General features: G+C 72.4%; 13 protein-coding genes, 1 tRNA gene and 1 other RNA gene. 11 read left to right on the forward strand and 4 right to left on the reverse strand.

What is annotated here, in order from left to right; genetic code table 11:
- Position 1 precedes the first annotated feature (1 nt).
- Complete coding sequence (locus AC0NZQ_RS04030; protein ID WP_474528348.1) at positions 2 to 823, forward strand: SDR family oxidoreductase; 822 nt, start codon at positions 2 to 4, stop codon at positions 821 to 823.
- A gap of 66 nt (positions 824 to 889) precedes the next feature.
- Here the strand turns inward: AC0NZQ_RS04030 and AC0NZQ_RS04035 are convergent, their stop codons facing one another.
- Positions 890 to 1,450, reverse strand: coding sequence for a YceI family protein (locus tag AC0NZQ_RS04035; RefSeq protein WP_474528349.1), 561 nt, complete (start codon positions 1,448 to 1,450; stop codon positions 890 to 892).
- Positions 1,451 to 1,538: 88 nt separating this feature from the next.
- On the opposite strand from AC0NZQ_RS04035, the gene AC0NZQ_RS04040 reads away from it, so the two are divergent.
- From AC0NZQ_RS04040 to AC0NZQ_RS04075, 8 genes are all read left to right on the forward strand, one after another.
- On the forward strand, positions 1,539 to 2,060 hold the full coding sequence (locus AC0NZQ_RS04040) for a MarR family winged helix-turn-helix transcriptional regulator (RefSeq protein ID WP_474528350.1): 522 nt from the start codon (positions 1,539 to 1,541) through the stop codon (positions 2,058 to 2,060).
- 136 nt (positions 2,061 to 2,196) lie between these two features.
- Positions 2,197 to 3,378: a PP2C family protein-serine/threonine phosphatase gene (locus tag AC0NZQ_RS04045; RefSeq protein ID WP_474528351.1), complete on the forward strand. Its 1,182-nt coding sequence runs from the start codon at positions 2,197 to 2,199 to the stop codon at positions 3,376 to 3,378.
- Complete coding sequence (locus tag AC0NZQ_RS04050) at positions 3,375 to 5,036, forward strand: sensor histidine kinase (protein WP_474528352.1); 1,662 nt, start codon at positions 3,375 to 3,377, stop codon at positions 5,034 to 5,036. The genes AC0NZQ_RS04045 and AC0NZQ_RS04050 overlap by 4 nt, the downstream gene beginning before the upstream one ends.
- Entirely contained in the window at positions 5,011 to 5,430 is a 420-nt protein-coding gene (locus AC0NZQ_RS04055; protein WP_474529417.1) for a response regulator, read from the forward strand. The genes AC0NZQ_RS04050 and AC0NZQ_RS04055 overlap by 26 nt, the downstream gene beginning before the upstream one ends.
- Before the next feature lie 129 nt (positions 5,431 to 5,559).
- Positions 5,560 to 5,838, forward strand: a complete 279-nt coding sequence (locus tag AC0NZQ_RS04060) for a hypothetical protein (RefSeq protein WP_474528353.1) — start codon at positions 5,560 to 5,562, stop codon at positions 5,836 to 5,838.
- Positions 5,839 to 5,923: 85 nt separating this feature from the next.
- On the forward strand, positions 5,924 to 6,832 hold the full coding sequence (locus tag AC0NZQ_RS04065; RefSeq protein ID WP_474528354.1) for an anti-sigma factor RsbA family regulatory protein: 909 nt from the start codon (positions 5,924 to 5,926) through the stop codon (positions 6,830 to 6,832).
- 23 nt (positions 6,833 to 6,855) lie between these two features.
- Complete coding sequence (locus AC0NZQ_RS04070; RefSeq protein WP_474528355.1) at positions 6,856 to 7,713, forward strand: alpha/beta fold hydrolase; 858 nt, start codon at positions 6,856 to 6,858, stop codon at positions 7,711 to 7,713.
- A gap of 42 nt (positions 7,714 to 7,755) precedes the next feature.
- The gene (locus tag AC0NZQ_RS04075; protein ID WP_474528356.1) at positions 7,756 to 8,961 is read left to right on the forward strand and encodes an MFS transporter; all 1,206 of its coding nucleotides are present in this window, start codon (positions 7,756 to 7,758) and stop codon (positions 8,959 to 8,961) included.
- 21 nt (positions 8,962 to 8,982) lie between these two features.
- Here AC0NZQ_RS04075 and AC0NZQ_RS04080 read toward each other — a convergent pair.
- Positions 8,983 to 9,067, reverse strand: a tRNA-Ser gene (locus tag AC0NZQ_RS04080).
- A 54-nt stretch (positions 9,068 to 9,121) separates the two neighbouring features.
- Here AC0NZQ_RS04080 and ffs point away from each other — a divergent pair.
- Positions 9,122 to 9,218, forward strand: an RNA gene (gene ffs, locus AC0NZQ_RS04085) — signal recognition particle sRNA small type.
- Positions 9,219 to 9,235: 17 nt separating this feature from the next.
- Here the strand turns inward: ffs and AC0NZQ_RS04090 are convergent.
- Complete coding sequence (locus tag AC0NZQ_RS04090; RefSeq protein WP_474528358.1) at positions 9,236 to 10,690, reverse strand: PAS domain-containing sensor histidine kinase; 1,455 nt, start codon at positions 10,688 to 10,690, stop codon at positions 9,236 to 9,238.
- Positions 10,691 to 10,767: 77 nt separating this feature from the next.
- Between AC0NZQ_RS04090 and AC0NZQ_RS04095 the strand changes: the two genes are divergently transcribed.
- On the forward strand, positions 10,768 to 12,795 hold the full coding sequence (locus AC0NZQ_RS04095) for a DNA polymerase III subunit gamma and tau (RefSeq protein ID WP_474528359.1): 2,028 nt from the start codon (positions 10,768 to 10,770) through the stop codon (positions 12,793 to 12,795).
- Positions 12,796 to 13,243: 448 nt separating this feature from the next.
- On the opposite strand, the gene AC0NZQ_RS04100 is transcribed toward AC0NZQ_RS04095, so the two are convergent.
- Positions 13,244 to 14,203, reverse strand: a complete 960-nt coding sequence (locus AC0NZQ_RS04100; RefSeq protein ID WP_474528360.1) for an N-acetylmuramoyl-L-alanine amidase — start codon at positions 14,201 to 14,203, stop codon at positions 13,244 to 13,246.
- Between the last annotated feature and the right edge of the window lie 152 nt (positions 14,204 to 14,355).

The following is a 14,355-nucleotide window of genomic DNA, read 5'->3' on the forward strand; positions in this document are numbered from 1 at the left end:
AGTGAAGTCGGTAGCCGGCAAGAACGTTCTCGTCACCGGGGCGGCACAGGGGCTGGGCAAGCTCTTCGCGACCCGCGCCGTCCGGGAGAAGGCGGCCAGCGTCGTCCTCTGGGACGTCAACGAGGCCAAGCTCAAGGACACCGCGGCCGAACTGGAGGCCGCCGGCGGCGCCGTCCACACCTACGTGGTCGACGTGTCGGCGCGGACCAAGGTCCAGGCCGCAGCCAAGCAGGTGAGCACGGAGGTCGGTGACATCCACGTCCTCATCAACAACGCCGGCATCGTCCGCGGCAACGGGTACTTCTGGGAGAACGACGTCAAGGACATCGAGGCCACGATGTCGATCAACTCGCTGGCCCCGATGTACACCACTCGCGAGTTCCTGCCGGCGATGATCGCCTCCGGCCAGGACTGCCGGGTCGTCACCATCGCCTCGTCGGCCGGGCTGACGTCGGTGCCGCGGCTCGCGGTCTACTGCGGTTCGAAGTGGGCGGCCACAGGCTGGTCGGACTCGGTGCGCCTCGAGCTGGAGAAGGCCGGGCACAAGCACGTCCGGGTCACCACGGTCTGCCCCACCTACATCAACACCGGCATGTTCGATGGTGCCAAGGGCATCCTCTTCACGCCGATGCTCGAGCAGGACGACGTCGTCGACGACACCTGGAAGCAGATGCTCAAGGGCACGCCGCAGCTGATCCTTCCCTGGACCTCACGCCTCAGCAAGGCCGTCACCGGCGTCCTGCCGACGAAGGCCGCGGACGTCTGGCTGCAGCGCACCGGCGTCTACGACTCGATGGCCAAGTTCACCGGTCACGGTAAATAGCGCGGAGGCGCGCGAACGGCCCGTTCCCCTCGTCGGGGAGCGGGCCGTTCGCGTACGAGCCGGCGGTCAGGCGTTCTTGATGGCCGAGATCTCGAGCTCGAGGGTGATCTTGTCGCTGACCAGCACGCCGCCGGTCTCGAGCGCGGCGTTGAAGTTCACGCCGTACTCGCTGCGGACGATCTGGGTCGAGCCCTCGAAGCCGATGCGGTCGTTGCCGAACGGGTCCTTGGCGGCGCCGGTGAACTCGAGCGGGAAGGTGACCGACTTCGTCGTGCCCTTGATCGTCAGGTCACCGGTGACCTGGAAGTCGTTGCCGCCGTCGTGGCTGATGGCGGTGGAGACGAAGGTCAGCTCGGGGAAGTTCTCGGCGTCGAGGAAGTCGTTGGTGCGCAGGTGGCCGTCACGCTGCTCGTTGCGGGTGTCGATGCTGGCGACGCGCGCGGTGACCGAGACCGAGGAGGCCGACGGGTTCGCGCCGTCGATGGTGGCGGTGCCGTCGAAGTCGTTGAAGTTGCCGCGCACCTTGGTGACCATCGCGTGGCGCGCGACGAAGCCGAGACGGCTGTGCGCGGGGTCGATGGTGTAGGTGCCGGTGAGGGTGGCGAAGTCCGTGGTGGCGGTGGTCATGACGTGCTCCCGAGTGGTTGGTTGAAGTGTCAACGAAGAAGCTACGACGACAAGGATGATGTGTCAACCATGCGGTAGGGTGGGTCTCATGACGAGTGGCGAGCAGACCGGGACGGACGAGGTCCGGTGGCTCACCGACGCCGAGCAGAGCGCCTGGCGCGCCTACCTGGACATGCAGGCTCTCCTCTCCGCGCAGATCAACCGTGACCTGCAGGTGGCGTCCGGGTTGTCGAGTGCCGACTTCACGGTGCTGGTGACGCTCTCCGAGCACCCGGACGGTCGCGTCCGCGTCCTGGAGCTGGCCCGCGGCATGCAGTGGGAGAAGAGCCGGCTCTCGCATCAGCTCTCCCGGATGCAGCAGCGCGGCCTGGTCGAACGCTCGCAGTGCGATGCCGATCGGCGCGGCGCGTGGATAGTCCTGACCGAAGCAGGCCGCGAGGCACTCGAGGCCGCGGCGCCGTCCCACGTGGCGGGCGTCCGGCGCTATCTCTTCGACGCACTGACCCCGGAGCTGATCACCTCGCTCGACGTCATCGCCCGCGGCACGGCCGAGCGGATCACCGCGGCTCGCGAAGCCGACGGCTGCCCCGGTGAGTGCGGCGAGGGCTGACCCACGGCGTGCCCGGCGCGAAGCCGGTGTCCCCTGCCCGCAGCCACGCCGGGTGTAACGGGAGTTAGGGCCCTGTTCCGCTCCGGGCGTCTCGCTAAGGTCGGAAGACCGGCGAGCCGAGGTGAGGAGACACGGGGTGCAACCCTCCGAGTCCGGCATGCTCGATCTCGCCGACGCCCGGATCCTGCTGGTCGAGGACGACCACGGTGACGCCGTCCTGATCTTCGCGGCCCTGGACGAGGCCGGTGTCGCCGACGCGGCCGTGACGTGGGTCCGCACCCTGGCCGACGCGCTGACCGCCCCGCCGGCGGCTTACGACTGCGTCCTGCTCGACCTCGGTCTGCCCGACGCGGCAGGACACGGTGCGGTCCACAAGGTGGTGGACGCGGCTCCGGACACCGCCGTCGTCGTCCTCACCGGACGGGTCGGCAGCGCAGCAGCCGACGACGGCATCAACGCGTTGGCCGTCGGTGCCGAGGACTACCTGGAGAAGAACTCGGCCTCCGGCTCGCTGCTGGGCCGGTCGCTGCGCTACGCGATCGAACGCAAGCGGGCGCAGCGAGTACGGGAGCAGCTGCGCGAGATGAGTCTCAGCGCGGCCGAGCAGGCCCGCCTGGAGCGGGGGCTGCTGCCGCGGCCGCTGCTGCAGACCGAGCGGGTGCAATGCGTGACGCACTACCGGCCGGGGCGCGACGACGCGGTGCTCGGCGGCGACTTCTACGACGTGGTCGAGATCCGTCCCGGCGTGGTCCGCGCCGTCATCGGTGACGTCATGGGGCACGGCGCGGACGAGGCGGCGCTGGGGGTTCACCTGCGCGTGGCCTGGCGCTCGCTGCTGCTCGCCGACGTCCCCGACGCCGAGATCCTCCCCATGCTCGGCCGTCTCTTCGAGGCCGAGGACGAGCGCCGCGCCCGCTTCGCCACCGTCTGTGACCTCACGATCGCCGACGGCTCGGTGACCACCCGGGTGGCCGGGCACCCGGCGCCGATCGTGATGTCGGCGGGGTCCGCGGAGTATCTGCCCGTGCAGGTCGGGGTGCCGCTGGGGGTGCGCGGCCTCGGCGCCGCCGTCACCGGCTGGCCCGACACCACCGTCGCCCTGCCCGCCGACGCGGCTGTCCTGCTCTACACCGACGGGCTGCTGGACGCCTTCGCCGCCGAGCACCGCGGTTCGCTGGGGACCGACGAGCTGCTGGCCGCCACCGCCGCCGCGCCGGTGCGAGACGTGGTCCCGGAGTGGATCGGCGACCTCCTCGGTGCCGCACCTCGTGCCTCGATCGACGACACCGCCATCGTGCTGCTCGGCGGCGCTGCTTGAGCGACTCGGAGGCGCCACCGTCCGGCGGCGTACGTGACTGGACGCTGCGTGGGCGGCTCGGCCTGGCCTTCGGCGCCCTCGGGGTGCTGGTGCTGCTGCTGGTCGCCGCCGTCGCGATCGCGGCGACCCTCTTCACCCGAGCGGGCAACGAGGTCATCTACCGGTGGCAGCCCGCGGCGACGGCGGTCGCCAGGGTTACCGGGGATCTCGTCGATCAGGAGACGGGCCTGCGCGGCTACGCGCTGACGGGTAATCGCACCGCGCTCCAGCCGTACCTTCGGTTCGAGGCCGAGCAGCGTCGGGATCGGGCCGACCTCGCCCGTCACCTCGGCGACGACGCCGAGCTGCGGGCCCGGCTCGCCGCGCTGGACGCCGCCATCGCACGTTGGCGGGCGGACATCGCCGCGCCCGTCATCGCCGCCCTCGATCGTGGCGCGAGCGCCATCGCCAGCCGGACGGCGGCCGGCGACGCTGCCCGGTCACGGTTCGACGCCATCCGGGCGCGGGCTGCCCAGCTCACCGACGGGGTCTCCGCCCGGGTCGAGGATGCCCGGCACCGCCGTCAGATCGACGGCACGGTCTTCCTCGTCTGCGGGATCCTGCTGGTGCTCGTGGTGGTGGCCGCCGGGGTCGTGCTGCGTCGCGGCCTGGACCGCTGGGTGCTGCGACCGGTGAGCAGTCTTGCGCGGCAGACGCGCCTGGTCGCCTCCGGCGAGACCGACCGGACCATCACCCCCGAGGGGCCCCGCGAGCTCACCGCGCTGGGCGACGACGTCGAGGCGATGCGGCGGCAGATCGCCACGGAGCTCTCGCGGATCCGGCAGGTGAGCGATGAGCTGCGCGAGCGCGGTGCGGAGCTGGCGCGCTCGAACGAGGACCTGCAGCAGTTCGCCTACGTCGCCTCGCACGACCTCTCCGAGCCGCTGCGCAAGGTCGCGAACTTCTGCCAGCTGATCGAGCGGCAGTACGGCGGCCAGCTCGACGACCGTGGGCACCAGTACATCGCCTTCGCCGTCGACGGTGCCAAGCGGATGCAGGTGCTCATCACCGACCTGCTCGCGCTGTCGCGGGTGGGTCGGACCACCGAGACCTTCGAACCGATCGACCTCGGGCGCAAGCTCGACGTGGCACTGGGCAATCTCGACCAGGTCGTCGAGGCGAGCGGGGCACAGGTGCGGCGGCTGACCCCGCTGCCCACCGTGCCGGGCGACCGTGCGCTGCTGGTCTCGCTGCTGGAGAACCTGGTGGGCAACGCCATCAAGTACCGGCGCCCGGAGGTCGCTCCCGTCGTCGAGGTCTCGGCCGAGCGGGGTCCCGACGACGGCATGTGGACCATCACGGTCGCCGACAACGGCATCGGGATCGACCCGCAGTACGCCGAGCGGATCTTCGCCGTCTTCCAACGCCTGCACCTGCGCGACGAGTACGGCGGCACCGGCATAGGGCTGGCCCTCTGCCGCCGCATCGTGGAGTTCCACGGCGGGCGGATCTGGCTAGCTACCGTAGAGTCGGACGACGAGACGGTCGGCGCGTCGAGCGCGGGTCCGGCAACCCACACCGGTGCGACTTTCCGGTTCACCCTTCCGGAGGACGATCGTGCCCAACCGCGTGACAGAACAGCCGCGAGCATCGCTGGACGTGCTCCTGGTCGAGGATGACCCCGGCGACGTCCTCATTGCCGAAGAGGCGCTGAAGGCGGGCCAGCTGCAGTCCCGGCTGACGGTCGTGCCCGACGGCATCGAGGCGATGGCCTACCTGCGTCGCGAGAACGGCTATGCCGACGCCAGTCGACCCGACCTCGTCCTGCTCGATCTGAACCTGCCCCGCAAGTCCGGCCACGAGGTGCTGGCCGAGATCAAGGACGATCCGAGCCTGCGGCAGATCCCGGTCGTCGTCCTGACCACCTCCGGCGCCGACGAGGACGTCGCGCGCAGCTACGACCTGCACGCGAACGTCTTCGTCACCAAACCGGTCGACTTCGACCACTTCGCCGAGGTCGTGCGCGAGATCGACAGCTTCTTCCTCCGGGTCGCCAAGCTTCCGCACGAGTAGCGCGTCCGAGCCGCGACCCCGTCCGGACGGCGTGACTCGAGGTGTGCGAACCATAGGAGCCGAGACGGGATCGGCAGCATAGGCAAGATCCTCGTTTAGAGGGGGGATGCCGGGGGAATGGTGCTGCACATGACAGCGCGCGTAGGCACCATGTCCGTCGACGGCACCCCCATCTCGGCGACCGACCTGGCCCGCATCGAGGCCGAAGAAGTTCTGCAGTCCCAGCAGCGCCGCAGTGCGGCCAAGGTGATCGCGGCGTCGGCCACCGACGCCGAGGACTGCCGGATGCTGCTGTCGATCCTGGGGTTGGACGACGCCACCGTGCGCGCCGCTCGCAGCGAGCTGGCCGCCGCGAAGGCGCCGGCGACTGCCGCGGTGAAGCGGCCGCGCAAGCGCCGCGCTGCCTGATCACGTCGCCGGGCCCGCCCTCGGGTCACAGCACCATCGGGTCCGCGCCAGCTCGGCATGACCCCGTCCCCGGGAAGCAGACCCGATGTCCGACGGCCTCCGTCACGAAGCGTTGCCCTATGACGCGCAGCAGGGTTTCGCAGCAGCGTGCCGGGGCGTCGTCCACGAGGGGCTGGCGCGCGACGAGCGCATGATCGTGCTGGCCGGCTCCGGCAAGCTGGCCGAGCTCGCCGACGACCCCGGTATCGACGCGGCGGACGTGACGCTGGTCCCGCTCGATCACCACGGTCGTAACCCCGGTCGGCTGACGACGCTGCTCGCCACCTTTCTCTTCGGTGGCGACGGCCGCCGATGCTGCGGCGTCAGCGAGTCCGTCGTCGCCACCCGCTCGCCAGCGGCGCTGGCCGAGGCGCAGCTCACCGAGTTCGTCCTCAACGAGGCCGCCGTCGCCATCTGGCCGCTCACGCTCGTCTGTCTGTACGACACGGCCAGCCTGCCGCCGAGCGCGCTCGAAGTCATGTCCCAGAGCCACGCCGTGGTGCGGGGCCGGGAGAGCAACCCCGCCTTCGTCCCCGGCCGCGCCGGCGAGCTGCACGCCGGGGGGTTGGACGCGGCACCCGTGACCGCCTCCCGCGTCATCGTCGACGGCGTCGATCTCGCCCCGTTGCGTGACCTCGTGCGGTGGCGGTCCGGCGTGGCCGGCCTGTCGGCCGAGCGCATCGACGACCTCGTGCTGGCCGCCAACGAGATCGTCACCAACAGCATCCGGCACGGCGGCGGCCGGGCGGAGGTCGCGCTGTGGAGCACCGAGGTCGGGATCATCTGCGAGGTGCGCGACGCCGGTGTGGTGGCCGATCCGCTCGTCGGTCGACTGGCCCCGGCTCCGGCGTCGGCCACCGGCCGCGGCGTCTGGCTGGCTCACCACCTCTGCGATCTGGTCCAGTTCCGCTCGTCGGCCGGCGGGACGACGGTCCGGCTGCACGTCGAGCGGTGACGGCCCGGGCGTAGATTTCGACCGTGACCTTCTCGTCGCGGACCGTGCACGCCGGCGGTCACGACATCGCCTACCTCGAGGCAGGCCCGGCCGACGGCCCGGTGGTGGTGCTGCTCCACGGGCTGGCCTCGGACAGCCACACCTGGGACCGTGCGATCGAGCCGCTCGCCGATCACGGCCTGCGCGTGCTGGCGCTGGACCTGATCGGCCACGGCCGGTCGGACAAGCCGGACCGCAGCTACCTGCTCTCGGACTTCGCCGACTCGCTGCGCGCGCTCTTCGACGAGCTGTCGGTCGCCTCGGCGACGGTCTGCGGACACTCGCTCGGCGGCGCCATCGCCGTCCACTTCTGCTCGAGGTTCCCCGAGCGGGTCGAGCGCTTGGTGCTGGTGTCGGCCGGCGGTCTGGGGCGCGAGGTCCATCCCGTGCTGCGCGCCGCGGCCCTCCCGGCGGCACCGACGGTGCTGCGGCTGGCGACACGACCGGCGCTGCGCCGGCTGTACCGCAGTCCGCGGCTGCACCGAGCGCTGCGGCTCACCCCGGACAACCTCGTCAACCTGCGGCGCGCCAGCCGCGCGCTCGGCGATGCGGCCGGCCAGGCGGCGTTCTTCGCCGCGCTCCGAGGGGTCATCGAGCCCGGCGGGCAGCGCGGCAACTTCATGGACATGGGCACCCTCGCCGCCCACGTGCCGACGCTGCTGGTGTGGAACGAGGGGGATCCGGTCATCCCGTTGCGCCACGCCCGCGCCGCGCACGAGCACCTGCCGGGGAGTCGTCTCGTCGTCTTCCCGGACAGGACCCACGAGCCGCACCGTGCCTCCGCGCAGCGCTTCGCCGACGAGGTCGCCGACCTGATCGCGAGCACCAGTCCCGCAATGTGAGATCACATTCTCCCCAGGTGAGAACGGGCGTACGGTGACGGAATGCCGGGGCGCCGCTGGACCATCCTCGCGGTGGGGACGCTCGCGCAGGCGGCGACCTGCTCGTTCATCTACGGCATGCCGATGCTGGTGCCGGCGCTGCGGACCGAGGGGCTGACCCTCTTCCAGTCCAGCCTCGTCGTCTCGGCCCCGGTGACTGGTGTGCTGCTGACGCTGATCGCCTGGGGGGCGGCGGCGGACCGGCACGGCGAGCGGGTCGTCATCGCCACCGGCGTCGGTCTCGCCGGAGTCGTGCTGCTGGCGGCCGGTGCGCTGCACGCCCCGCCGGCCCTCATGGCCCTGCTCGTCCTGGCCGGCGCGGCCGGCGCATCGGTCAACGCCGCCAGCGGACGCATGGTGATGGGATGGTTCCCGGCCCACGAGCGCGGGCTGGCGATGGGCACGCGGCAGACCGCGCAGCCGCTCGGCGTGGCGATCGCGGCGCTGGCCCTGCCGCCGCTCGCGCGGGCGCACGGTCCCTACCTGGCGCTGCTCTTCCCGGCCGCCCTCTGCCTGCTCACCGCGGTGGCCACCCGACTGCTCGTCGCCGACCCGCCCCGACCGCCGCGTGCCGCAGGTGTGGCGCCGGCCGGCTCGCCCTACCGGGGTTCGCGACATCTGCTGCGGGTGCACCTGGCCAGCTCGCTGCTGGTCGTCCCGCAGTTCGCGGTGGCCTCGTTCACGCTGGTCTATCTCGTCGACGTCCGGCACTGGGATGCGGCGGCGGCGGGGCGCCTCGTCTTCGCCTTCCAGGCAGCGGGCGCTGTGGGACGCATCCTCTCCGGGGTCTGGTCGGACCGCGTGGGCAGCCGGCTGCGGCCGATGCGCCAGCTCGCGGTGATGTCCGCAGGGTTGATGATCGTCATCTCGCTGGGGGCGTGGACGCAGCTGTGGTTCGTCCTCGCCGGGTTGGCCCTCGGCGCGGTCGTCACCGTCGCCGACAACGGGCTGGCCTACACCGCGGTCGCCGAGCTGGCGGGTCCGGAGTGGTCCGGCCGGGCGCTCGGGGTCCAGAACACCGTGCAGAACATCGCCGCCGTCGGCACCGCGCCGCTGCTGGCCCTGGTGATCGGGGACTCGCGCTACGCCCTCGGCTACGCCCTCGTCGCGATCGCGCCGCTGCTGGCCATCCCGCTCACGCCCGTCCGAGCGGAGCGGCGCGCGACGGCGGACCGGGCCCGGGATGTGGCACGGGCCGCGCGGGCGTGATGCCCGCGCGGCCCGCGAGTGCGGAGGATATGGGATTTGAACCCATGAGGGGTTTCCCCCAACCCGCGTTCCAGGCGAGCGCCATAGGCCACTAGGCGAATCCTCCGTGGAACAGGATACGGGTCGGGTCCAGCCCGCGTGCACCTGCGTAGACTTCCGGGCAGACCCCCCGTGTGGCGCTCACCCTGCGAACCTCCCCAGGGCCGGAAGGCAGCAAGGATAAGCAGGCTCTGGCGGGTGCGCGGGGGGTCCTCTGCTGTCCGGGTACAGCGGCTCAGTCGGCGGCGCGCGGCAGGCTGACCGTGACGGTCGTGCCCACCCCGAGGGTGCTGTCCAGGCGGACGGTGCCGTCCTGGCGCTCGACCAGGTGCTTCACGCTGGCCAGCCCCAGTCCGGAACCGCCGTCGTCGGCCGAGGCCAGCCGGCCGCGGAAGAACTCGGTGAAGATGTTGGGGATGTCCTCGGCGGCGACGCCCCGGCCGTGGTCGACGATGCGGATGACCGCCCGGTCGTCGACGGCGCGCGCGATGAGGTCGATGGGGGAGCCGTCCGGCGAGTACTTCGCCGCGTTGACGAGCAGGTTGGCCAGCACCCGCCGCAGCGCCACGGGGTCGGCCATGGCGACGACATCGTCGTCGTCGACGGTCACCTCCCGGCCGGTGAGCAGATGGCCGTTCGCGGCCACGATCTCGCGCAGCGCGGGACCGAGCGGCAGCGGATCGGGGTAGATGGCGACGACGCCGGCGCGCAGCCGTGCGTGGTCGAAGAGCGTCCCGATCATGGACTCCAGCTGCTCGGCCGAGTTGAGGATGCGCTCGGCGTACTCGTGGCGCGTCTCGCGGTCCAGGTCGGCGATGAGCCCGGCGTGGATGCCGATGGCGGTGAGCGGCTGGCGGATGTCGTGCGACATCATCGCGAAGAGCGAGCTCTGCAGCTCCTCCAGCCGGTGCTGGTCGGTGCGGTCGCGTGTCACCTTCGCGAAGCCGGTCGGGGTGCCGTCGTCGTCGTGCAGGGCGGTGATGACGACGTCGCCCCAGAAGCGGGTGCCGTCCTTGCGGACCCGCCAGCCGGTGTGGGCCGAGCGCCCCTCGGTGCGGGCGATGTCGAGCAGCTCGTCCGGCAAGCCAGCGTCCCGGTCGTCCGGGACGTAGAACATCGAGAAGTGGCGGCCGATTGCCTCGCTCGCGGCGTAGCCCTTGAGCTGCTCGGCGCCGGCGTTCCAGGAGAGGATCACCCCGTCGAGGTCCAGGGCGATGATGGCGTAGTCCGTCACCTGCGACACCAGCACGCGTAGCCGCGTCTCGCTCTCGGTCAAGGACTGCTGCAGCTCGTGCTCGGCGGTGCGGTCGCGGGTGACCTTGGCGAAGCCGCGGACCGACCCGTCCTCGTCGTGCAGGGCGGTGATGACGACGTCACCCCAGAACCGGGTGCCGTCCTTGCGGACCCGCCAGCCGGTGTTCGTGACCCGTCCCTGCCGGCGTGCGGTCTCGAGCAGCTGCTCCGGCAGCCCGGCGGCGCGGTCCTCGGGGGTGTAGAAGAGGCAGATGTGGTGGCCGGTGGCCTCGTCGGCGCTGTACCCCTTGAGCAGCTGTGCGCCAGCGTTCCAGGAGCGGATCACGCCGTCAGCGTCGAGGCCGATGATGGCGTAGTCCACCACCTCGGAGACGAGGTCGAGTGTGCGGTCGGGACTCAGCCCCGTCGCGCCCCCGGATGCGTCGGAGAGAGACACAGCGCGCAGCGTAGCCGCAAGTCCGTGTGATCGCCTGTTCGTGGCGGGCTGTCATCCCCGCTCTATAGGGTCGCAGCGTGACCAGCGCTGCGACAGAATCCGCCCCGTCAGGGAGCTCGGCGCCCAACCTCGCGCTCTACCGCAAGTACCGGTCGGCGTCGTTCGCCGAGGTCATCGGCCAGGAGCACGTCACCGAGCCGCTGCGGGCCGCCCTCGCGGCCAAGCGCATCAATCACGCCTACCTCTTCAGCGGTCCTCGCGGCTGCGGCAAGACCTCGAGCGCGCGCATCCTCGCCCGCAGCCTGAACTGCGCCCAGGGTCCGACCCCCGATCCCTGCGGCGTCTGCGACTCTTGCCGTGAGCTCGCTCCGAACGGCTCCGGCTCGATCGACGTCATCGAGATCGACGCGGCCAGCCATGGCGGCGTCGACGACGCCCGGGAACTACGCGAGCGGGCCTTCTTCGCGCCGGTTCGGGACCGCTACAAGGTCTACATCGTCGACGAGGCCCACATGGTCAGCACGCAGGGCTTCAACGCGCTGCTGAAGCTGGTGGAGGAGCCACCGGATTTCCTGGTCTTCGTCTTCGCCACCACCGAGCCGGACAAGGTGCTCACCACCATCCGGTCGCGGACGCACCACTACCCGTTCCGGCTGATCCCGCCGGCGGCGTTGCGCGCGCACCTGGAGCACATCACCCGGGCCGAGGGCATCGCTGTCGAGCCCACCGTGCTGCCGCTTGTCGTCCGGGCCGGGGGTGGTTCGGCGCGTGACTCGCTGTCGATCATGGATCAGTTGCTCGCCGGCGCCGGCCCGGAGGGCGTCACCTACGCGCGGGCCGTCGCGCTGCTCGGCGTCACCGACGGTGCCCTGCTCGACGACATGGTGGATGCGCTCGCCGCCGGCGACGCCACCGCGGTCTACGAGACAGTGGATCGCATCGTCGAGGCCGGGCACGACCCGCGGCGCTTCTCGGTGGACCTGCTCGACCGGTTCCGCGACCTGATCCTGCTCGATGCCGTCCCCGACGCCGGCGAGCGCGGCCTGATCGACGTCCCGGAGGACCAGCTCGGTCACATGGCCGACCAGTCGCTGCGCCTCGGCGGCGCCACGCTGACCCGCTACGCCGAGATCGTGCACACCGCACTGATCGAGATGCGGGGCACGACCTCGCCGCGGCTGGTGCTGGAGCTGCTCTGCGCGCGGATGATGCTGCCGGATGCGTCGAGCGATTCCGCGGCGGTCCTGCAGCGGCTGGAGGCTCTCGAACGGCGCATCACGGCAGGCGGCGGCGCCACCACGCCGGTCGCCGCCGTCGCTGCTCCGGTGCGCCGGCCGCCGGCCGAGACGGCCGCAGCCGCGCCGCAGCAGCGACCGGTGACTCAGGGGCGGCCGGTGACTCAGCAGCGGCCGGCGAATCAGGAGCCGGCGAATCAAGAGCCGGCGACCCAGGAGCGGCCGGCGGCGGCTGCGTCTTCCTCGGCTGCCGACCCCGCCGCCGAACGGGCACACGACCACCAGCCGACCGCCTCGGTCCGCCCGGTGGTCGAGCAACGCCCCGCAGCCACCGTCGCCGCCGACCGGGATGCCGCGGCGGAACGAACCCGTGCGCCCGTGTCCCCGCCGGAGTCCGAGCCCGGTGCGTCGCCGGCCGCGCCGGGTGTCCTCGACTCCAACGCCTTGCGGCGGCTCTGGCCGGAGGTCCTGGAGGCCGTCAAGCAGACCAGCCGCCGTACCCGGGCGCTGCTGGACAACGCGCAGATCACCGATGTCGCCGGGGAGCTGCTCACGCTGTCGGCGCCCACGGCGCTGGCGAAGATGATCGCCGAGGACAGCAACACCACCGTCCTGCGGGAGGCGCTGACCAAGGTCGTCGGCGGGCAGTGGAAGGTGGCCGTCGGTGGTGCCGCCCGCCCCGCCGCGTCGCCGGCGCCCTCGTCGTCGCCGGGGAGTATCCCGCCGCCGCCCGAGCCGGACCCCCGCGACGACGAGCCCGAGCCGGACGAGACGGGTGGACGCGGTCCCAGCCGACCGGTGGTCAACCCTGAGGCGGACGCGATCCGGTTGCTCAGCACCGAGCTCGGCGCCCGCCCCGTCGACGGCTGAGCCCTCCGCCTGCCCGCGCGCCCGGCCTGCCGCGCGCCCGGCCTCCCGCGCGCCCGGCCTGCCGCGCGCCCGGCCTGCCCGCGCCCGGGCTCCCGCGCGCCCGGCCTGCCCGCGCCCGGGCTCCCGCGCGCCCGGCCTGCCCGCGCCCGGCCTCCCGCGCGCCGCTGCGCTTGCCCGTGACGGCCCGCCGGGGTGGTTGGCCCCATGCCTGCGCGGTCCGCGACCTCCGCGAGGCGCGCTCAGGTGGGGCCAACCCCGGACGCGAGCCGCGCTCAGGTGGGGCCAACCCCGGACCCGAGGCGCGCTCAGGTGGGGCCAACCCCGGACGCGAGGCGCGCTCAGGTGGGGCCAACCCCGGACGCGAGCCGCGCTCGGGTGGGGCCAACCCCGGACGCGAGCCGCGCTCGGGTGGGGCCAACCCCGGACGCGAGCGCGGACCCGCAGGCCGTCAGCGGTTGCGGAGCCAGGCGAGGATGCCGGCGGTGACAGCGCTGGCGATGCGGGCCCGTCCCGAGGACGAGGAGAGCAGCGCGGCGTCGCCGGGGTTACGCATGTTGCCCAGCTCGAGGAACGTCGTGGGGCGCGTCGCGAGGTTCAGGCCGGCGAGGTCGGAGCGGAAGTAGTAGCCGTCCCGCCCGATGTAGGTGGAGGGCACGAGCCCCGACGAGCGTTCGAGCGTCCGGTGGATCGCGCGGCCGAGGGCCAGGGACTGCGCGGCGACGGCAGCGGTGGCGCCGTCCGGCCGGCGGGAGTCCTGATTCACGTGAAACCCACGTCCGCTCGCCGGGGCGCCGTCGGCGTGCAGCGACACGCTCGCCGTGACATCGGCGCGGTTGCCGATCGCGGCTCGCCGGTTCACGCACGGACCGACGCCGTCGTCGCTGTCCCTGGTCAACCGCACCGTGATACCGGACGCCTCGAGGCCGCGACGGATGCGCTGGGCGAGATCCCAGGTGAAGGCGTGCTCGGGATAACCGGCGTCAGTGTTGGTGCCGGTGGTGTCGCAGGCCTTGCGCTGGCCGTAACCCGCGGGGACCTGCCGATTGATCTCGGCGGGGTGCGAGGCGTTGCCGCCGTTGTGACCTGGGTTGAGGACGATCACCGTGCCACGGCGGACCGGCGGCGCCGGATTGGGGGCCGGCTGTCGTGAGGTCGGCGTGGCCCTGCTGCTCGTCGGCGTCCCGCTGCTCGGCCGTGGGGCGACGGTGGTGCCGGACGCCGTCGCCGACGACGGGGATCGCGGCGCCGACGACGGTGGGACGGACGGCGACGACGGCGCGCTCGTCGTCGCATCCGCCGAGCCGACGGGCGCGCTCGTTGCCGCCGGCTGTGGCCGTGCGGAGCACGCGGCCGGCAGCAGCAGCAGGGCTGTCAGGCCCGCGGCCAGGTGTCGGGAGGGGCGGCGCACCGCCCCACCCTCGCACGTCGCCGGGCAGATCCGGCGTCGGACGGGCCGGTTAGGCTGGGACGGTCCGCGAGACGACCCGTCCGTCGACACCGTCCACGATCGTTCCGAAGGGGCCCACGTTGAGCCAGCGCGGCGCAGGATTTCCCGGCGGC

It is taken from the genome of Jatrophihabitans sp. sgz311053 (assembly GCF_056135305.1).